Origin of the sequence: Streptomyces sp. NPDC058092, assembly GCF_042884935.1 — a bacterium.
In the GTDB taxonomy this organism is placed as follows: domain Bacteria; phylum Actinomycetota; class Actinomycetes; order Streptomycetales; family Streptomycetaceae; genus Streptomyces.
This window is the reverse complement of sequence record NZ_JBHVSY010000034.1, coordinates 25,044-45,333: the sequence shown is the minus strand read 5'-3', so window position 1 is coordinate 45,333 and position 20,290 is coordinate 25,044. Positions and strand designations below refer to the sequence as shown.

The following is a 20,290-nucleotide window of genomic DNA, read 5'->3' as shown; positions in this document are numbered from 1 at the left end:
TGTCCGCCGGGCGCGGCCTGGCCGGTCCGCGAAGGCCGACGGCAGACCTGCCTGGGATGTGCTGGTGCGCGTGGTGCCCGCTGCCTGGCTTCGCGTCATTCCGAGTGGGCGGTCGGGGCGACCTGGAGGTGGACACCGGCAGTGGCCTTGGCGATGGTCTCCGCCACGTCTGCTGGTGTCGCGCCGAGGGCGATGACGTAGCCGATACGGTCCTCCGAGCTGCGGAGTTCGGTCAGGTCATGGCCTGGGGCGTGTTCGAAGTCCCAGCGAAGAACGCCCTGCACCGGGGTGATGGAGAGGGCGGTGAGCGTGCCGGGGGCAGGGGGAATGACGAACCCGATTGCCGCAGCCGGTGCGGTCGGGGTCGGCGGGAGCGCCGGACCGGCGCCGAGGAGGGCGGCTACCGCGCGTTCGTACTGGTCCTGGCCGGTGGCGAGTTCGACGAGCTCCGGGATGCAGTCGCCTCCGACCCGGGTGTGCGTCTCGATGACGACCGGACCGTGTACCGGGTCGAGCCGCAGTTCGGTGTGGCTCGCGCCGTAGCGGATATCCAGCCGGTCCAAGACGCATCGTGCCGCGTCCTGGAGCCGCTCGGCGTCGGACTCGGTCAGCGGGGCCGGCACGACGTGTCCGATCTCCACGAAGCCGGGGCTGCCGGTTGTCCGCTTCGACGTGATCGCCAGAACAGTGTGCTCTCCGTCTCCGCTCACAGACTCCACGCTGAACTCTGGTCCGTCGGCGGCGTGTTCGACGATGTAGCGCTTCGTGTTCCCGTCATCCTCGGTGGCCACCCTCGTCAGCCACCGGTCGAGATCGGCGTACGACTCCAGTGCCGTGACGCCGGCGCTGCCCGCCCCCTCATTCGGCTTGATGATCCAGCGGAAGCCGTCGGATTCTGCGCGCACGGCAGCGGCAACCTCGGGCGGAGCGCCGACAGCATGTGGCCACGCATACGGGGTGTCGGCGAGGAGGCCCCGCATCATGGCCTTGTCGCGAGCACGAGCCGCCGCCTCAGGGGCTACCGAGGGCAGCCCGAGGTTCGCGGCGATGCAAGCGCAGACTTCCTGGGCGAACTCCGTGAAGGAGACCACCAGCCGTGGTGGGCCCATCTCGGCCACCAGGCGGTCCACGGCAGCCCGAGCCGCGCCGTAGTCGGTGATCGGGCAGAAGACAACGCGTTCCGCGTGTGCCGCGACCCCGGGGGGCACACCCGTACCGGGCGGCACCAGCACCACTGCGCGGTGACCGTGCAGCGCGATCGCCCTGGTTCCCCCGGGGCTAGGCCCGAGCAGACACATCCACGTCATGGACATTCCCTTCGTGACCGCGAAGCGGTTCCTTCGATTTGGTGCGGCCGCCCCAGGACAGGGCCAGACCAGTGAGCAGGGCCAGCGCGGCACCACCCCAGTACGGCATCGCCGCCGCGCTGGGCAGCGCGCCGTCTCCGGAGCGGTGCACGACCAGGAGCAGGCCGAGCCACGCGCCGACCGACTCCGCCGTACCCCACGCAACGCCAGCCACCGCGTACGCGGCCGTGGCGGACAGTTGCCCACGGCGTTCGCCGACCTGGGTGTCGTACAACGGACTCCACACCAGTTCGGACAGCGTGAAGAGCACCATGGCCGCGAGGGCCAGGCCGAGTCCGGCCGAGCGGCCGAGGCCGAACATCACGACCGCGAGCGCGAGGACCGTGTTCGCCGCCAGGCACAGCAGACCGAAGCCGACTCGTGGGCGCTTCAGTAACCGGCGCGAGAGAGCGGATACCGGTATCTGTAGCGCTACCACCAATAGGGCGTTCAGGGCGAACACCAAGCCCACGTTACGGGTATCGATCACGTCCCCTAGATACGCCGGAAGCACGTCGAATACCTGTGCGTAAGCCACCCAGGTGCCGCAGGTCAGGAGGATGAAGGTGACGAAGCGCCGGCTGGGCAGCCGGCGGCGGCCTGTTCCGCCGATCGACGTCGCCGCACCGGCGCCGATGGAGGCCCGCCACTTGCCCGGCAGCGCAGGCACTACGGCCAACGCCACCAGGTCCAGCAATGCGGCTGACAGGGGCAGCCGGTCGGCGTGCCACTCCAGCAACTGGCCTCCGATGACCGGTCCCACCGCGGAGCCGGCGTTGACGGCCATGTTGAGGTAGCTGAAGCCTCGCAGTCTCTGATCCGCCGAGAACGCGGCGACCTGAGCCTTCATCGCTGTTGTCGCCATCGCCAGGAACAGGCCGACGAGTACGGCGAGCACCAGCCACCCGTACGTCGGCATCCGCAGGCCCATGCCGAGAACGCCGAACACTACGACGGCTCCCAGATAGCCGACCCCCACCGAGGCCTTGAGCCCCAGCCGGTGGATCAGCGGCACCAGCAGCAACCCGCCCGCCCTGTTGGCCAGGATCGACGCGCCCACCACAAGGCCGGCGGAGGCTCCGGACAGCCCCCGGTCGTCCATCAGCCAGAGCCCGAGATAGGGCAGTACCGCGAAGAATCCCGCGCTGCTCGTCGCGCGCGCCACGACCAGCGCGGTCAGCTGGCGGCTGGTGAAAGCCTGTTCGCCCGCGCCGGGAACCGTGCCCTTCTGCAGCGCGGCGTCCTTGTTGCTCACCACCGGCGCGACTCCCCGAAGAAGTCGGGCAGCCGCACCAGCCGGTCATCCAGGACCGCCCTCTCGTACAGCCAGTGCCCCACAGCCAGGTCGAGGATGCCGAGGCCGAAGGGCGAGAACACGGTGGGCCGGTCCGGGGCCAGGCTCACCCGGCCGCGCAGGACCCCGGCTAGGGTCCCGGTGACGAACGCCCTCCCGCGTGTGAGCTGTTCGGCCAGGTGCGGGGAGGTATTCGCCTTCATGCAGTGCTCGACGTCGTCGAAGACGTTGTCGGCGGCGAGCAGCGTCTGCGGCGCCAGGTCGCGCAACGAAATGTTCAGCACCAGCTGGCCGGCGCGGAAACGGAATTCGGACGGCACGTAGGGGGAGAGTGCGGTGGTGGCGAAGAGCACCAGATCACAGTCGAGGGCGGCGAGCAGCTCCGTCTCCTGCGCGGTGACGGCGTACCGCTCTCGCAGGTGGCTGGTGAGCGCGGCGGCCGACATGGGATCGATGTCGTGGCAACGGATCTCCGCCGGCGCGACGCCGGCCGCGTACAGGTACTGACAGATCGTGCGGGCGATCACCCCGCCTCCCACTACACCGACTGTGGCGGGCTGGGCCGTGGTGAGGGCGGTAGCCGCGAGGGCGGCCGAGGCGGCGGTGCGTACGGCGCTGATGCCGGCGCCCTCCAGCAGGGCGAACGGTCGTCCGGTGGCGTAGTCGTTGAGGATCAGTACTGCCGAGGCGCGCGGCTCGCCCTTGGTGACGTTGGCCGGGAAACTGCTGATCCACTTGATGCCGGCCGTGTTCACGTCACCGCCTAGGTAGGCGGGCAGAGCGATGATGCGAGAGTCGGGCTTCGCGGGGAAGCGGAGAAAATAGCTGTCCGGGTTGACACTGTCGTCCTCGTCGTGCGCCAGGTAGGCCTCCCGCACGCGGTCGATCACGACCCGTTCCTGTCCGGCCAGCAACTCGGTGATCACCGTGCCGGTGAGGACTGAGAAGGTCGTCATCGGATTCCTTTCGTCGTTCGTCATGTCAGCGCCGTGTTCGTCGGGTCGGTGTCCGTGCCGCGGTTCGCATGAGTCCGGACGGTCGGCCCGAAGCGCCTCGTGACCCAGTCGTCGTCGTAGACGGAGTCCAGATACCTGTCTCCCAAGTCGGGAGAGATGGCGAGGACAGTGCTGCCCGACGCGATGGAGTTGCGCATGGCCCGAACCGCGGCCAGCACGGTGCCTGAGGAGCCGCCCAGAAGCAGGCCGTAAGATCGGGCCACGTGACGGCACATCAGCACCGTCTCCCGCTCCTCGATCAGCACCTTGTCGAAGGCGCCGTGAGCGTCGAAGATCTCCGGCCGTCTGCTGGCTCCCAGGCCAGGAATCCACCGTCGCCCGGGCGCTTCGCCGAAGGTGACCGAGCCCAAGGTGTCAACGGCCACGATCCGGGTGGCCGCACGTGTGCGTCGCACGTACTCGGTCACCCCCATCAGGGTGCCGCTGGTGCCCACGCCGATGAACAGCCAGTCGGGCTCGCCGAACCCTTGGAAGATCTCCACGGCGGTGCTGTCCAGGTGCGCCCCGGGGTTGGCCGGGTTGGTGTACTGGTTGAGCCACACGACCGACGGGTCCTCGGCCAGTACCCCGTGAATCAAGTCGATTCGGCTCTGGAGGAAGCCCCCGTTGGGATCCCGCGCGGTGACCGTGATCACCTCGGCGCCCAGTGCCCGCATGAAGCGCAGGCTGTACTCATTGGCGTTCGGATCGGTGACCAGGGTGAGCCGGTGGCCTTTGGCGGCACAGACCGAGGCGAGTGCGATGCCGAGGTTGCCGGAGGTCGACTCGATGAGCCTGGAGCCGGGTTTGAGTATTCCGTCGGCCTCGGCGTTCTCGACCATCGCGCGAGCCGCCTTGAGCTTGATGGAGCCGGTCGGGTTGAGGCCTTCGAGTTTCACGTGAGTGGAGAAGCCGAGCACGAAGTCGGGGAGTTCGAGGAAGGCGTGTCCCCACCCCATTTCATAGGCCCAGTGAGCTCTCACGGCCGTACCACCCTTCGTACCTGCTCCGCCAGGAATTCGGGTCGGGTCGCGTTGAGGTGGTGGCCGCCGTCCCCGGCGACGCTCAGAGCGAATGCGCGGGTGAAGCGGCCCCAGCGGTGGACATGCTGTTCGTGGTCCCGCATGAGCGGGTCGTCGGTCGCGAGCAGCACCGTGATCGGGCTGTCCAGCACGGTGTCCGGCGGCAGGGCCAGCAATTGCGCCCAGGACCACGCGGCGGCGGCCGCGTCGCGTCGGAAAGCCTCGGCGAGCCGGTGCCGCTGGTCCGGCGAGAACAGGGACGCCGCGTCCAGACCGGTGTTCTCCACCAACCAGTTCAGGACCTCCTCGTCGGTGCGAGTTAGTTGCTCCTGTGGCTCGTACGCTATGGCGTCGGTGCGCGGGAGCGACGCCACAGCGAACACGTGCGCGGGTTCGCGGCCCGCCCTTCGCAGCGCGAAGGCCGTTGCCAGGGCCGGGGCCGCTCCGGACGAGTGGCCGAGTAGGAAGACCGGCCCCTCGGCCTGGCCGGCGAGGGCGGTCGCCAGTTCCGAGGGCCCCGCCTCGCTGTAGTCGGCGGCCAGAACACGGACCGGGGCGCCGGTCTTGTGCAGCGCCCGGGCGAAGTCCAGGTAACTGACCGGGGTGCCGCCCGCGAAGGGGAAGCACACCACTGTGGCAGGGGCGCCTCCAGGCCGCAGCCCTGCGGACGCGGTCAGGTCGGTCAGTGTCACGCCCCTTCGGCCCACGGATGTCGGGTCGCCGACCCGCCTGGCCAGGGCCCGGGCGGTCGAGTGGGCCACCAGGTCGCGGAGCGTCAGGCCGCCGGGCAGCCGGGCCGCCAGGCTCATTGCGGCCAGGGAGTGCCCGCCCAGATCGAAGAAGTCGTCCGTGACGCCGACGGCGTCCGGGGGCAGGCCGAGGGTTTTTGCGAAGGCCGCCACCATTTCGGCCTCTGCCCAGCTCTCCGGAGCTTCGCCGTCAGGACGTGCGCGCGCTTCGAGCGGACTGGTGCGCAGGGCGGCGCGGTCCACCTTGCCATTGCGGGTGACTGCGAACGCGTCCACGCGCTCGAAAGCATCCGGCAGCATGTACCGGGGAAGAGACTGCGCCAACTCGGCTCGCAGAAGCTCAGGCCGGGGTTCGGCGGTGCCCGTGTACCAGGCCGTCAGCAGGTCACGGCCACCTTCGCGGCGCAGCAGCACCACGGCGTGGTCCACGCCGGGAACCCGGGCCAGTGCGCCCTCAACTTCGCTCAGTTCGATCCGGTGTCCGCGCACCTTGGTCTGGTGGTCATGCCGGCCTGCGCAGTCCAGCACTCCGCCAGGGAGCCAGCGGCCGATGTCGCCGGTGCGGTACAGCACACCGGACGCGGCATCGAGTGTGTTCGGTGCGAACGACTGGGCGGTGCGCTCGGGGTCGTTGAGGTAGCCGAGGCCCACGGCCGCGCCCGTCACAAGGATCTCGCCGTAGGTTCCGACCGGCGTGTGCCGCCCGTCGGTGCCGACGATGTGGATGCCGGTGTTGGCGATCGGCCGGCCCACGGGCACTCGATCACCCGTGGCTGGCGCCGTGAGGGTGTGGTGCGTGACGTCGTCGGATGTCTCGGTCGGTCCGTAGGCGTTGACCATCGGTACGTCGTACCGCTCGAACCAGCGACGGCTGAGCGCGGGCGGAAAGGCCTCGCCGGTCACCAGATTCCAGCGCAGCGCAGCCAAGGCGCGTGGTCGGATGTCGAGTTCGCCGAGCAGGGCATCCAGGAACGATGGCACCACCTCCAGCACGCTGACACCGTCGCCCTCCAAGGCACGGGCGAAGGCCGGCAGATCCGTGACCACGTCGGCCCCGTAGATCACCGTGCGGCCGCCGACCAGCCATGCTGACAGCAGTTGCCAGACGGAGATGTCGAAACACTGGGTGGCCACTTGGGCGACCACGTCGTGCTCCGTCATCGCCAGCGCGTCGATCTTGGCGAGGAGGTGGTTGAGCAAGCCCTCGTGATGGACGAGTGCTCCCTTGGGCTCGCCGGTGGAGCCCGAGGTGAAGATCAGGTAGGCGGGGTCGTGAGGGGCCGAGGTGTGTGCGGGAGGCCTGACGGACAACGGCGACCCGCTGCCCTGGGTCGAGCCCTTCGCCCTTCGTTGCCCGTCCTCCTCCATGAGCTCCTCGTAGCACAGCACCCCCGGCTCGGGCCCACCCGCCGCGGTGAGTTCGCGCGCCAACGTGTCCCGGTGCTCGCGGGTGGTCAGCACATGACGGCATGCGGACCGGGTCAGCACGGCGCGCAGCCGGGCGGCAGGGTCACCAGGAGCCAGCGGCAGATAGACGGCGCCGAGCCTCAGCACGGCGAGTACGGTGACCGCCCACGCAAGACCCCGATCCATCGGCACGGCGACCACATCGTGCGAGCGCACCCCTGCCGCGCTCAGCCGGGAGGCCAGCCGTTCGGAACGGATGTCCAGCCCGCGGTAGTCCAGCGTGTGAGGGCCACTTCGGACGGCGACAGCCTGCGGCCGGGCAGCCACCTGGGCTGCGAACAACGCGAGCACTCCGCCCTTCGGCAGCTCGCGCGCCGGGCCGGCGAACCCCGCCAGCAGCACGCGTTCCCCGTCGCTCAGCAGGCTGACGTCTCTGACACCGGCGTCGGGGTCAGAGACCAACAGTTCCAACGCGCTTCGGTAATAGCCGGCGATCCGCTGGATCTGCGCGGGTGGGAACTCCTCACGGTGGTAGTGCAGCGACAGTGCCACCGCGCCCGTGAAGGCGTCCTGCCAGAATTCCGCCCTGAAGGGGAACTCGGTCTCGCTGGCAACCCGGCTGCGCACCAGCCGCAGCCCGTGCTCGCGCCGCAAATCGTCCAGCACGTGGAAGTGTGTGAAGTTGAAGACGGCTTCGAACAACGGCCCCTGGACGGGCCGTTGCCGCCTCATCTCGCTCATGGGATATCGCCGGTGCGGCAGCAGGTCGGTCTCCGCGCGGTAGACGTCGTGGATGAGGCCCGACCAGCTGCCGCCGCCGACGCGAGCCCGGAACGGGAGGGTGTTGAGGAAGAGACCGGTGACCCGGTCCCCGTCGGCGACCTCGGGCCTGCCGCTGTGCTCGTAGCCTGTGAGTACGTCGTCCGAGCCGGTGACCAGGGAGAGGACGGCCAGGTGGGCGGCCATGAGTACTGTTTTCACGGGCACGTTCAGTCTCTCGGCCACCCGTGTGACCCCCACCGGGACGCCGTCTGCCAGTGGAACGTCGTGCATGGCCACCCCACTGTCTCCGACCAGGTCGAGGGGGAGGCGGGGCAGTCGGTTGCCCTCGTGGCCGTCCAGGACGTCCTGCCAGAAGGTTTGGCTCGCCGCCGAGTCGACCGCTTCCCGCTCCAGTTGCACGAAGTCCTGGTAGCCGGTGCCGAGCGGTGCGAGCTTCGGTGTGCGGCCCTCGCGCAGCGCCAGATAGGCGGCGAACAGGTCGTGGTGCACCACACTGACGCTCCAGCCGTCCAGCGTTGCCGCGTGGTAGCTGAGGCTGTATTGGTAGCCGCGCTCGCCCAGCAGGTGCAGCTGGACGCGAACCAGGCCGCCGGTCTCCGGCCGGAAGCCGCGGGCGTGTTCGCGCTTGTAGTAGCTGTCCAGTTCGCGTTCCTGCCCGGCCTTGTCCAATCGCGACAGGTCAGTGACCCCGACCAGGTCCGGGTTCTCGCTGTGCACGATCTGCAGCGGCTCGCTGTAGCCGGAGACATGGAGCGAGGTTCGGAGCATCGGATGGCGGGCGGCCACCATGTCGGCGGCACTGCGAAACGCGTTCAGGTCTACGGGCTCGCCGATGCGGAAGCTGACGATGTCGTGGTAGAGCCCTGAACGGGCTCCCGTCAGCTCGACCTCGTACAGCAGACCGGTCTGCAGGGCGGACAGCGGGTACGCGTCTTGCGCGTCCGGTGGCAGGCGGTGCACGTCTTCCGCGGCGAGCAGGTTCAGTGGGCGAGCCGCGCTGTCGTCCGGCCCCTCACGCCGTACCCGCGGTTCCAGCTTGGCGAGCGTGGGGTGGGCGAACAGGTCCTGGAAGGAGAAGTCGAGCCCCGCCCGCCGCGCCTCGGCGAGCACCCGCACCATCGTGATCGAGTCACCACCCATGGCGAAGAAGTTGTCGTCGAGGCCGATGTCCTGGACGCCCAGTACCCGCGCCCATATCTCCGCCAAGCGGACGGCGACCTCGCCGGTGGGCGCGCGACGCTCCGAGTGGTGGGCTGCCCGGTGGGGCGGTGGAAGCGCCTTTGCGTCCCGCTTGCCGTTGTGGTTGGTGGGGATGGAAGACACGGGGACAACGAACTGGGGGACCATGTACGAGGGCAGCTCGGCAAGCAGTCGGTCGCGCAGCAGCGCCTCGTCGTAGTCGTCGCCGCGGACGACGTAGGCGCACAGGCTGCGGTGGCCGGAGTCGTCGGCGACCGCGAGAACGGCGCACGCGGTGACACCCGGCGTACCTTCGGCGACGTGCTCGACCTCCGCGGGCTCGATGCGGTAGCCACGAATCTTGACCTGGGTGTCGAGCCGTCCCAGGTACTCCAGCGTCCCGTCCGGGAGCCACCGGGCCTTGTCACCGGTGCGGTAGCCACGGTCGTCCGGGAAGTCCGGGTCTTCGACGAAACGCTCGGCGGTCAGGTCCGGCGAGTTGAGGTATCCACGTGCCAGGCCGGCCCCACCGATGCACAGCTCACCGGGTGTACCGATCGGGGCGGTGGTGCCTGCACGGGTGCGTACCCGCAGCAACAGGTTGTCGATGGGCCGCCCGAGCGGGACGGGGCGCCGCGGGTCCACCTCCGCACACGGGAAGTGCGTCACATCGACCGCGCCCTCAGTCGGGCCGTACAGGTTGACGAGTGAGGAGCCGTGCGGCTCGGTGAGCTGCTCCGCGAAGCGGACCGTATGGGCGGTGCCCAACGCCTCTCCGCTGGTGAAGACCTGGCGCAGTGAGGCCAGGTCGCCGCTGTCCCCTTTCATGTACTGCAGGAACACCTGGAGCATGGACGGCACGAAGTGCATGGTGGTGACGCGGTGTTCGGCGATCCGGGCGATCAGGGCGGCGGGGTCCTTCTCCGCGCCCGAGGGCAGGGTGGACACGGCGGCTCCGGCGAGTGTCCACCAGAAGATCTCCCACACGGAGACGTCGAAGGTGAACGGTGTCTTGTGCAGGATCACGTCGTCCGCTGCCAACGGGTATGCGCGCTGCATCCACACCAGCCGGTTGACGACGGCGCGGTGCTCCAGCATGACCCCTTTGGGGCGGCCGGTGGAGCCCGAGGTGTAGATGACATAGCACAGGTCGTGGGGACCGGCGCCGCCCTCGGGCGCCGACGCGTCGCCGTCGAGGACGCCCGGCTCGGTGGCGTCGACGAACGTTCCGCAGCGGGGGAGCGCTTCGCAGGCCGCCGAGTCGCCGACCACGACACGGGCCTCGCTGTGCTCCAGCATGTACGCCTTGCGGTTGGCGGGCAGCGTTGGGTCAATGGGCAGGTAGGCTCCGCCGGCCTTGAGTACCGCGTAGATGGTGATCAGGGCAAGTGGGGACCGGGGCAGGCAGACACCCACGACCGTGTTCGGCCCCACCCCGGCTGCCCGCAGCCGGTGGGCGAGCTGGTTGGCCTGACGGTCGAGTTCCGCGTAAGTGGTGCCGTCGTCGCGGATGGCGATGCGCGACGGACTCCGGTCCGGCTTGGTCCGCCAGAAGACGGTGCAGCGTGAGGTCTGTGGGGACCGCCGCTTCGGTGGCGTTGAAGCGGGAGATTGCCTCGCGTTCGTCGGGATCGGCGTCAAGGAGACGGCCGAAGGGGGCGTCCGGCTCCAGAGTGGTCGCGTCCAGCAGTCGGACGTAGGTGTGGGCCAGCCGGTGCGCGGTGTCCGTGGCGAACAGGTTCGTCCGGTAGCGCAGGGACAGGTGCGGCTCCGTCGCCAGCTGCACGTTCAGTTGGATCACGCACCCCGCGCGGTCGGCCTCGGCAGTGGACAACTCACCGTCGACACCGGCCGCGAGGTCGGTGGGGTGGGCGCCCTCGGCTCGCAGGATGTCCCCCACCGGGACGTCGAGGTGCCCGGCCGCTTCCTGATATGCCGCGCGTGCGGCGGCGAGTAACTGGCGCAGTGTCCCGTCCCGTGCCACGGTCACGCCCAACGGGAGAGCGACCACCTGGTCGGTGCCGGGGGACGGGTGCCCGGTCACGACCTGGATCTGTTCGGCGTCTGTGGCGCGTGCGCCCAGCAGCGCGAGGACAGCGGTGCTCAGTACGCGGGCCAGGGCGGGCTGGTCTCGCGTAAGGCCCCGGCAGCGGGCCGAGCACTCGGTGGACAGCGGCACGACGATCTCGTCGTGGGTCGGCTCGGAGGCGTGGGCGAGGAAGTCACGCGGCAGGAGAGTCGGCTCCTCCCAGGCGGCGAGGCGGGACCGCCAGTACTCGGCCTGCTCGGGAAAAGACTGCAAGGCTCGGCTGAGCTGGAAGGTGGTGGTCATGATGTCCTTCGTCTGCGTCGTCGCGGCGGTCAGAGGTCGAAGTCCGGCAGTTGCGCGGCGGGCGTTGCGGTGTACGCCCGGCGAACCGGGGCCATGGGGTCCGCCAGCAGGTCGGCGAGTGCCGTCAGGTACTCGCCGAGGAGCAGATCGACGGACGCGCGATCGTAGAGGTCGGTGGCGTACTCCAGGTCCAACCGCAGTTCGTCCGGTCGCAGGTACGCCTGGAGGTTCAGGTCGAAGCGGGTGGTACCCGGGTTCAGCAGCTCCGTACGTGCGGTCAGGCCTGCTGCGTGGACGAGGTGGAAGTCGATGTCCTGAAGGGCGAACATGACATCGAACAGCGGGTTGCGGCCCGGGTCGGCCGGCACACCGAGCCGACGCGCCAGCTGCGGGAACGGCGGCCCCTGGTGCGACAGCGCTTCGCGGGCAAGTCGGTCCGCCTGGGCCACCAGCGCGTCCAGCGTGGTGTCCTGCGCCAGCCGCACCCGTAGGCACGCAGTATGAGCAAACATGCCCACGACATCGGCGAACTCCGGTCGGGATCGACCGCTGGTGGGGGTCCCCACGAGGAAGTCCTGGCATCCGGACAGGCGCGCCAGAGTGGCCGCCCAGGCGGCGAACAGTACAGCGAACGGTGTGGTGCGGTGCCTCCGCGCGGCTGCCCGCACCTCCGCACAGCGGTCCGCGTCCAGCATGGCGCTGACCACAGCACCGCGGGTGGCCCGGCGCTGCCCGCGAGGGCGGTCCACGGGAAGCACCGGCGTGGTCGGGACGTCCTCCAACTGCCTTAACCAGTAGGTCTCGTCGTCCACGTCGGAGCCGTGACCGGCCCGCTCGTGGGCCCACTGAGCGGCGGTGCGGTAGCCGACTGCCCGATCGCGCAGTCGCTCGCCACCGTACGAGGTCAGCAGTTGCTCGATGAGTAACCGCAGCGAGATACCGTCGAAGACGACGTGATGGGTGTCCAGATACAACTCATGCCTGGCCGCACCTGTGCACACCAGTAGGGCGCGCAGGAGCGGAGCGCCATCGGGCCGGTGGGGCAGGAAGGGGCGAACAAAGCCGGTCACGGCCCGTTCGTCAGGCGCGGGCAGGAACACGAACTCCGGTGCGGCGGGGGCGGCCGGTTCCTGTTGTACGCCGTCGCCGTCGGCGGTGAACTGCAGACGCAGGGCCTCTTCGCGGCCCACCACCGTGTCGAGTGCGGCCCGGAGACGCTCCGGTTCCAGCGGCCCGGTCAGTTCCACCTTGACGGGGATGTTGTACGCCAGGGACTCGGGCTCCGCCTGCCACGTGGCGAACAGGCCTCGCTGCTGCGGGAGAAGAGGGACCGCGCCCGGTGCCGGCCGGGGGAGGGCCGGCACCGGGGCGGCGTCGGCCGCGGCAATCGCGCGCGCCATGGCGGCGAGCGTCGTCGCCGCGAAGGCGTCGGCGTAGCTCAGGTGTACCGAGGCATCCCGGTGCAGTCGGCCGATCAGCACGCCCAGGCGCAAGGAGTTGCCACCGAGCGCGAGGAAGTTGGCATCGGGGCCGATGACCGCGGGCTCCAGGTCCAGGATGTCTGCCCACAGGTCGGCCAGCCGCCGCTCCTCGTCCGTGAGTTCACGGCCGTCCACCTCCGGTGTGGGCTCGAGTTCCGGGATGGGCAGCGCGCGCCAGTCGACCTTGCCGCTGGGGTTCAGCGGCAGCCGGTTCAGCCGGACGAATCGGTCGGGGCACAGGTAGCCGGGAAGCCGCTCGCGCAGTCGGCGCCGGATCACCGGCACGTCGTCGTGAGGCGCCACCACGTACGCAGTCAGGAACCGTTCCTCGCCTGGCTCGCCCATGACGCGGGTGTACGCGTCGACCACGCCCGGCAGCGCCAGCAGTGCGGTGTTGACCTCGGCCGGCTCCACCAAGTGTCCGCGGATCTTGATCTGATCGTCCTGGCGGCCGTGGAAGTGCAGCAGCCCGTCATCGTCGGCGTGGGCCAGGTCACCGGTTCGGTAGTGGCGCAGGCCGTCCAAAGTGACGAACTTGCGGGCGGTCAGGGCGGGATCGGCCAAATAGCCGCGGGCGAGGCCGGCACCGCCGACGCACAGCTCACCTACGGTTCCCGGGGGGACTGGGCAGCCTCGCTCGTCGCAGACCCGCACCGTGGTGCCAGGTATGGGACGGCCGATCGGCAGTGGGCCGTCGATCCGGTCGGAGATCGGGAACGTGGTGGTGAACGTAGTGTTCTCGGTCGGCCCGTAGCCGTTGACGACGGTGAGTTCCGGGCAGGCCTGACGGACTCGCGCCACATGGGTGGGGGAGATGACATCCCCGCCGCTCAGCAGCGTGTTGAGGGAGCCGAAGGCGGCCGGGTACTCCTGCGCGATGCGATGGAAGAGCGGGGCGGTCACCCAAGCCAGGGTGATGCCCCCTTCCCGCATCGCTCGTTCGAAACGCCACGGTACGACTGCCGTTTCGTGGTCGATGATGTGGAGCGACGCGCCGTTCAACAGCGCGCCCCAGATCTCGAAGGTTGCAGCATCGAAGGCGAGCGATGCGGCTTGGAGCACTCGCTGCTGCGGGGAGAAGTCGACGTAATCCGTGTTCGTGACCAGCCGTAGTACCCCGCGGTGTTCGATCATCACCCCCTTGGGGCGTCCCGTGCTGCCGGAGGTGAACATCACGTAAGCCAGCGGCGAGCGCCCTGCGGGTGCGGAGGGCGACCCGGTGTCGGGGCCCGGCGTCCCGTCGCGCTCGGCGAGCCGCAGTAGATCCCCCAGGCCGTACGTTGCTGCCGGCTCGGGTGCGGTGAACCGCTCGCGCACCGCGTCGGGGCAGATAACCAGTCGCAGACGCGCCGCTTCGGTGATCTGGCCGAGCCGGAGCTCTGGATAGGCCGGGTCGAGGGGGACATAGGCCCCGCCGGCGAGCACGATGGCGAGCAGCGCCACGATCGAGTCGGCGGATCGGTCGAAGGCCAGGCCGACGAGGGTCTCGCGCGCCACTCCTTGCTGTCGCAGTCCGGCGGCGGCCTTCGCCGCCCGACGATGAAGCTGGCGATACGTCAGAACTGAGCCATTCGATACCAATGCCGGACTTGAGGGCCGGGTCCGAACCTGCTCGCGGAAGCGGTCCTCGATCAGCCCGTCCCAGGACGGAGAGTCACTCATGGCGTTCTCCAGGTGCGGCCGAACAACGAGTGGGATCGGTGCTTGACGTCAGAGGTCCGCCTACCGGGAACAGTCCGGCGGGCTTGAGATAGGCAGACGAGCATGTGGATCCCGGGGCCGCCTCTCCATGCGCCTCAGAGCCCCTCTGGGGCTGGCGCGCCGCGACCAGGCGGCCCGACTGCCCACGGACGGAAATCGCGATGGTCATTTTCACGATCAGCGCATCGCCGATGTCAGCGCCGTCAATCCGGGCTAGAGGGAGTTGCGCAAAGATCGCTGATCATCCCGGAAATACGGGGTGCGGTGCTATGGACCCATCGGTTCCTGAGGCGGTGTGGCGATAGCCGCATGCGCAACAGCACGACATCAGGATTCTCCCCAGGGGTTGTGGTGGTTCAGCCATGGCGAGTGCGCATGCGGCCGACTTGGCCGGTGGCACACACGTCGGACTGCGGCACCAGTTATACCTATACCCCCTAGGGGGATGCAAGGTTTCCTGCAGAGGTGAGATCTGATCCTGACCGTGCAACGCGCCGGATCGCAGGGCAGTCGGCTGGCCGCAGCCCGGCCGAAATCTCAACTGCCCTCCCTGTGTCGCCCGCTTGACCGACCCCATGGGCTGCCAGGTCGTCGCGAACGCGGGTGAGCTCTACGAGATGGCGCCGGGGCCCGGTGGAACCCGGCGTCTGGACCCATGGGGTAGCTGAGTTCGCCAGCCAAGAAGCCGGATCGTCCGCAGCGTGGTCGCTTCTTCGCGAGGTGGGCAACCGGTGGACCATCTGCGTCGCACTCATCGAGCCGCGTCGCGGCGCCGAGGGCGCGGCAGTCGTCACGCTGGGCCGGGCGACCGGTTGTGGCACTCCTGGAAGGCCACTACAGCCCCCATTTTACCCCCTAGGGGTATGCTGGAGGCTCACGGGAAGGAGGAATCTCCGTGGTGGAGCATGTATACGAGGTGAAGGGAATGACTTGTGAACACTGGGTTCAGGCGGTCAGTTCAGAGGTCGCTGCCCTTGCGGGGGTCGAAGCTGTCCAGGTGGACCTGGCGACAGGCAGGGTGACGGTCACCAGCGAGCAATCTCTCGACCTCGGCGCTGTCGCCGCCGCAGTGGACGAGGCGGGCTACGAACTGACGGACGGGGAGACCCGGTGAACAAGCAGGCCGAACTGCTGCGTCGGACAGCGCGCCACCCCGTCGTCCGACTCACGGCCGCGGCGCTTCTTCGGGCCGCAGCCTCACACCTTGCGGAGCCTGGTGCTGTGGCGGCATCAACATCCTGTGCTTGCAAGGCGCCCAGGTGAGTGATCCCGTGAATCAGTGTCCGCTCGTTTCATCGGGCGGACACTGGATCGGGGGAGTGGGCACAGGGCCATGTGACGAGGCCGCAGTCGCAATTGCGCTGCGCCACAGGACAGTCTCTTCGCTCAGCTTGGCCCGGATCATTGGCCACAGCCTCACCGCGGTGCGGTCGCCGTTGCCATGAACATCGGCATTGCCAGGAGAAGGCGATCGGCCTCGGCCCGCACGCGCTGCTCAGCGACCCAGTTGTCCGTCTGCTCGCGCGTGACGGCTCCGGTGGAGCAGGCTCCCTCGGCCAGTCCGGTGAGCAGGGGCAGCATCGCGGGCCCGGTGAACACGCCTGTGTGCACCTGGCCCTTGTTGCCCGGCCGGGCCTCGCGCGCGTCGCGTCAGGGGGCGGCTGTGGTGGTGGGGCTTGAGGCGTCTTCCTCGGGAAGGGGGATTCCGTGGTCCATGTCCGGCGGGATGTTGGACAGGGCGCTGTAGTGGAGGTCCTTGGTGCGGATCACGAGGAAGCCGATGAGCGCTGCGACGAAGCCGAGGACGGCACAGATATTCATGGCGCTGTGGAAGGCGTCCATGTAGGCGTCCTGTCCGGCGCGCAGCATCTGCTCGCGCAGCGCGCCGCTCCCGTCGGCGACGGTTTCCAGGGAACCCGAGCTGATGGCGTGGGCGGCCTCTTCGGCTCGGCCGTGGCCGAGTTGCTCGCCGGCTTTGGAGCCGGTGAAGCCGGAGGTGACGCGGTTCTGGAAGAAGGCGCCGACACCCGCGATACCCACGGCGATGCCGACCTGCTGGAAGGTTTCGTTGATGCCGGAGGCGACGCCCGATTTGGCGGGTGGGGCGACTCCGATGGCGAGGGCGGCGCGAGCGGGGTTGAAGACGCCCATGCCGATGCCCGCGACCACGAAGGCGGGGACGAGGACAGTCCACGCCGATTCGGCTTCGGTCATGTTGAGGAAGAGCAGGCCTGTTGCCATGACGGCAGGTGCGCCGCCGAGGAGGAAGTGGAAGGGCACCTTGCCGATCAGGCTGCCGCCGATGGCGCCCGCGAAGAACATGGCGATGGTCAAGGGCAGGAAGCGCAGGCCGGCTTGCCAGGCGTCCATACCGAGCATGTTCTGCAGGTAACCCGTCTCGAAGAAGATCGAGGGCAAGGCCCCGGCGTTGCCGATCATGGCGACGAGCGAGATACCGACGAACGTGGGATTGCGGAAGAACGCGAGGTCCAGCATCGCGCGTTCGCCCAGGCGGCGTTCGATGACCAGGAACACAGCGAGGAAGACGACGCTCGCGGAGTAGAGGGCCAGCGTGAAGGCGCTGGTCCAGCCCTCCTCGGGGGCTCGGATGGTGGCGAAGACCAAGGCGGCCAGGGCGATGCTGAAGGTGACGAGGCCGGGCCAGTCGGTGGGATGGGCCTTGCGGTTCATCGACTCGCGGACGCGGAGCATGCCGATGAGGAGGGCGATGATGCCGACGGGGACGTTGATGTAGAAGATCCAGCGCCAGGACAGGGAACTGGTCAGAGAACCGCCGATCAGCGGGCCGGTGGCGACCGCGAGGCCGACAGCGGCACCGAAGACGGTGAAGGCCGTGGCACGTTCCTTGCCATGGAACTCGTGGCTCAGCATGGCGGGGCCGACCGCGAACATGATGGCGGCGCCAAGGCCCTGAACGGCGCGGAAGGCGCTCAAGGCCGTGGCGTCACCGGCGAGGCCGCAGGCAAGTGAGGCGATGGTGAAGACCGCGAAACCCACCTGGAAGACCTTCTTGCGACCGAGGCGGTCCGCGAGTGAGCCCGCGGCCACGAGGAAGATCGCCAGAGTGAGGGCGTATGCGTCGAAGACCCATTGCAGGTCCGCGAAGCTACTGTCCAGCGACTCGTGAATCGCGGGCAGCGCCACAGCCACCACACTGAGGTCGAGCATCAGCATGAACGTGCCGAGCGCGACGATTCCGAGTGTCCACCACCTCGTGAGTGACGGCGCTCGCTCTGCGGACATACAGGACCCCTCACATGGATGATGTGTCTACGAGTTCAGAGGCCGGGTTGCCGGCCTCGGGCGATGTGACTACGGACGTCGTGCCGTGGTGAGGCGGATGCCGAGTGCGGCGTCCTCCCACATCGTTCTTACGTGTCCAAGCCCCGCCTCCGTCAGCAGGTCCTCGACACCGCCCTCCTCCACGGGCCCGGTCGCGCCCGCGAGTTCGGCATCGAGTCGTGCTGCTGCCGCCCCCACCGGGCGCCTCGGCGGGAGGGGGTTCGGCACAACGATCCAGCCGCCGGGCAGCAATGCGTCCCGGCAGGCCGTGATGGCCCGTCGCAGATCGGAGGTCGGCAGCCCGGCGGCCGGCAGCCATGCGAGAGCGAGACCGTCGTCCTCCTCGAATCCATCGAGGTCGCAGGCCCGGGACTCCACCGTGACATCGGCGGTGGCGTTAGGGGCGAGTTGCCCCGGCTCCAGGGCAAGCACTGATGCGCAGGGGATGTTCCGCGCCAGTGTGGCCGCGGACCGGCCGCCGTCACCGGCGGCGCATCCGACCCGCGCACCGGGGCCGGACAGCAGTTGTGGCAGCCCCTCGAGCCTTCCGAGCAGAGAGTTGACCAGGACGTCGGCGAGGGCCGGCGACTCGCCGCCGCATCCGACCGCAGACTCCCGCCCGGCAACCGGCCTGCCGGTGCGCAACTGCGCGCCGCGGGACAGAGCACGCCGCAGCCGCGCGACGAAGGCCGAGGTGCGGGGACCACTGATCAGTGCCTGTTCCAGGCGCTGATCGGTGGTGTATCGACCCTCGGCGCCCCTGTGGACGACGGATCCCGTCAGGAGTTCGAGGACGTCACGCGTGAAGTCCTCGGGGAGGCCCGCGGCGGCCTCCTTCACCGTGCACGGCCGCAGCAGCCGCGTAAGCATGCCGGTTTCCTGGGCAATGGCGCACGCAAGCCAGTTCCACGCCTTCAAGGCCACGTCCTCAAGGCGTCCGACGAACTGTCCCTCCGGCCCTTGCGGCATGGCATCGGGTGCCCGTCCGGCCCGGACGGCCTCCACCAAGGCGTGAGCGCGGTCGAGCAACGCGACAAGTCCGCTGAGCTGACCGGGCTCCGTGCCGACGGGATCGAGTCCGGCTGCCGATGCCACGGACAGTGCCGCCGGGGCGAACCGGCCGGCGGGATCGCGCGCGACGGATTCGGCCGCGTGCAGGGTCCACCAGGAGTCCGCCAGCTTGGCCACGGCGAGCTCGGCGGCGTTCTCGCGTATGCGCTTGCCTTCCAGACCGACGATCGTGCGCTGTCCCAACTGCATGAGCAGCAGTTCCTGGGAACCCTGTCCGCCGATCAGCCCCAGCACATTGCGCATGAACCCCTCCCACGGGAAGGTGCTGATGTAGCCCTCACCTCCCTGGAGGTTCATGACGAGCTGGCCGATACGCAGTGCGCTCTCGGCGGCGTGATGCTTGGCGACGGTGGCGAACTCGTCGAAATACGCGTCCCTGTCCAGTGACCGGGTGCCGCTCAGTGCTCGCAGCACGGTCGCACGGGAGGCTTCGAGCAGCATCCGCATCTCGCCGATGGAGCGTTCGACGTTCGGGTAGTCGAGGACGCGACGCCCGCTTCGGCGGCGTGTGGACAGTGCCTCGACACAGTTCGAGACGAGTCCTTCCAGCGCGCCGATGATGCCGCACGCGGTCATGATCCGACGACCGCGCGCGTACGCGTTGAACTCGCTCAGCGCGTCCGCGCGCCACACCTGCCGCCACTGGGGCACGCGCACCTCGTGCAGGACCACCTGGGCCAGAGCCATGCTCTGCAGGCCCATGGTCTCCAGCGGCAGAACCGTGACGCCGGGGTCGTCCCTCTCCACCACGAATGCGAGGATGTCGTTGGACGCCTCGTCGCGTACGAACATGACGAACAGGTCGGCGACAAGACCGCCGGTGACGAAGTGTTTCGTGCCCTGCAGGACCCACTCCTCGCCCTCCAGCCGGGCGGTGGTCTCGTAGTCGTACGGGTCCCTGCTCTCGTAGGCGCCCAGCGCTACATAGCGCCGTCCCGTGACGAGGTCTGGGACGTAGCGCTCGATGAGCTCCCGCCTGCCGCTGGACAGCAACACTTCGGTGATCTCCACCGTCGTGTCGATCAGCACGGAGAAGCCGGGGTCGAGCGAGATGCGGGCGAGTTCCTCGACGACCAGCCCCCACTCGAACTTGTCACGTCCTTCGCCGCCGACTTCGGTCGGCAGCGAGAACTGCACCAGTCCGATCCCGGCGGCCCGCTCGATGACGGACCTGTCGACCACATGGTGGCTGCGTTCGCGGAAGTACGAGCCGGGGTTGACCGCTTCGCGTACGAAGCCTGCGAAGCGGCGCCGAGCCTCACCGCGGAGCTGCTCGGCCTCCGCCTCCGGCGTCGGACGGCCGTCGCTGCACGGGGGCGACGCGTCGGTCCGTTGTGCTCGTGACGTCATGCCGTGAACTCCTCTGCGGGGCCGGCCTCGGCGTCACGGCTCAGCTTGGACACGAGTTGGTCGAGGGTCTCCTCGCCGAGGAAGCGGTCGAGTGAGACGAGGGCGCCGAAGCGCTCCTCGAGATCGGCCGACAGCTGAGCCGCGGTGAGTGAGTCCATGCCGAGCTCGCCGAGCGGCCGGTCGAAGGGGATCTCGTGTTTCTGGGCGCCGAGCATGTCCGCGATCAATATCGAGAGCCAGCTGCCGACAGACTCGGTGGTGCCGTTTGCGGTGTTGA

At 69.0% G+C, this 20,290-nt stretch carries 11 protein-coding genes; 1 reads left to right on the top strand and 10 read right to left on the bottom strand.

Annotated features, from left to right (window positions below; all coding sequences use genetic code 11):
* Nucleotides 1-95: 95 nt before the first annotated feature.
* From ACFVV1_RS36455 to ACFVV1_RS36430, 6 genes are all read right to left on the bottom strand, one after another.
* Nucleotides 96-1,307 (bottom strand): ATP-grasp domain-containing protein, encoded by a 1,212-nt coding sequence (locus ACFVV1_RS36455; RefSeq protein WP_389998634.1) that lies wholly within the window; start codon nucleotides 1,305-1,307, stop codon nucleotides 96-98.
* On the bottom strand, nucleotides 1,279-2,601 hold the full coding sequence (locus ACFVV1_RS36450; protein ID WP_389998631.1) for an MFS transporter: 1,323 nt from the start codon (nucleotides 2,599-2,601) through the stop codon (nucleotides 1,279-1,281). The genes ACFVV1_RS36455 and ACFVV1_RS36450 overlap by 29 nt, the downstream gene beginning before the upstream one ends.
* Nucleotides 2,598-3,596: a 2,3-diaminopropionate biosynthesis protein SbnB gene (gene sbnB / locus ACFVV1_RS36445; RefSeq protein WP_389998628.1), complete on the bottom strand. Its 999-nt coding sequence runs from the start codon at nucleotides 3,594-3,596 to the stop codon at nucleotides 2,598-2,600. Before sbnB ends, ACFVV1_RS36450 begins: the two co-directional genes overlap by 4 nt.
* A gap of 20 nt (nucleotides 3,597-3,616) precedes the next feature.
* Nucleotides 3,617-4,618, bottom strand: coding sequence for a 2,3-diaminopropionate biosynthesis protein SbnA (sbnA, locus tag ACFVV1_RS36440; protein ID WP_389998625.1), 1,002 nt, complete (start codon nucleotides 4,616-4,618; stop codon nucleotides 3,617-3,619).
* On the bottom strand, nucleotides 4,615-10,416 hold the full coding sequence (locus ACFVV1_RS36435; RefSeq protein ID WP_389998622.1) for an amino acid adenylation domain-containing protein: 5,802 nt from the start codon (nucleotides 10,414-10,416) through the stop codon (nucleotides 4,615-4,617). The genes sbnA and ACFVV1_RS36435 overlap by 4 nt, the downstream gene beginning before the upstream one ends.
* Before the next feature lie 720 nt (nucleotides 10,417-11,136).
* Nucleotides 11,137-14,250, bottom strand: coding sequence for an amino acid adenylation domain-containing protein (locus ACFVV1_RS36430; RefSeq protein ID WP_389998619.1), 3,114 nt, complete (start codon nucleotides 14,248-14,250; stop codon nucleotides 11,137-11,139).
* A gap of 934 nt (nucleotides 14,251-15,184) precedes the next feature.
* Between ACFVV1_RS36430 and ACFVV1_RS36425 the strand changes: the two genes are divergently transcribed.
* Entirely contained in the window at nucleotides 15,185-15,403 is a 219-nt protein-coding gene (locus ACFVV1_RS36425) for a heavy-metal-associated domain-containing protein (RefSeq protein WP_389998616.1), read from the top strand.
* A gap of 302 nt (nucleotides 15,404-15,705) precedes the next feature.
* Here the strand turns inward: ACFVV1_RS36425 and ACFVV1_RS36420 are convergent, their stop codons facing one another.
* From ACFVV1_RS36420 to ACFVV1_RS36405, 4 genes are all read right to left on the bottom strand, one after another.
* Nucleotides 15,706-15,888 carry a hypothetical protein gene (locus tag ACFVV1_RS36420; protein ID WP_389998613.1) on the bottom strand — a complete coding sequence of 61 codons (183 nt, stop codon included), beginning with the start codon at nucleotides 15,886-15,888 and terminating at the stop codon, nucleotides 15,706-15,708.
* 51 nt (nucleotides 15,889-15,939) lie between these two features.
* Nucleotides 15,940-17,553, bottom strand: a complete 1,614-nt coding sequence (locus ACFVV1_RS36415) for an MFS transporter (RefSeq protein WP_389998610.1) — start codon at nucleotides 17,551-17,553, stop codon at nucleotides 15,940-15,942.
* A 69-nt stretch (nucleotides 17,554-17,622) separates the two neighbouring features.
* On the bottom strand, nucleotides 17,623-20,013 hold the full coding sequence (locus ACFVV1_RS36410) for an acyl-CoA dehydrogenase family protein (protein WP_389998608.1): 2,391 nt from the start codon (nucleotides 20,011-20,013) through the stop codon (nucleotides 17,623-17,625).
* The gene (locus ACFVV1_RS36405) at nucleotides 20,010-20,240 is read right to left on the bottom strand and encodes an acyl carrier protein (RefSeq protein WP_389998605.1); all 231 of its coding nucleotides are present in this window, start codon (nucleotides 20,238-20,240) and stop codon (nucleotides 20,010-20,012) included. The genes ACFVV1_RS36410 and ACFVV1_RS36405 overlap by 4 nt, the downstream gene beginning before the upstream one ends.
* Nucleotides 20,241-20,290: the final 50 nt, after the last annotated feature.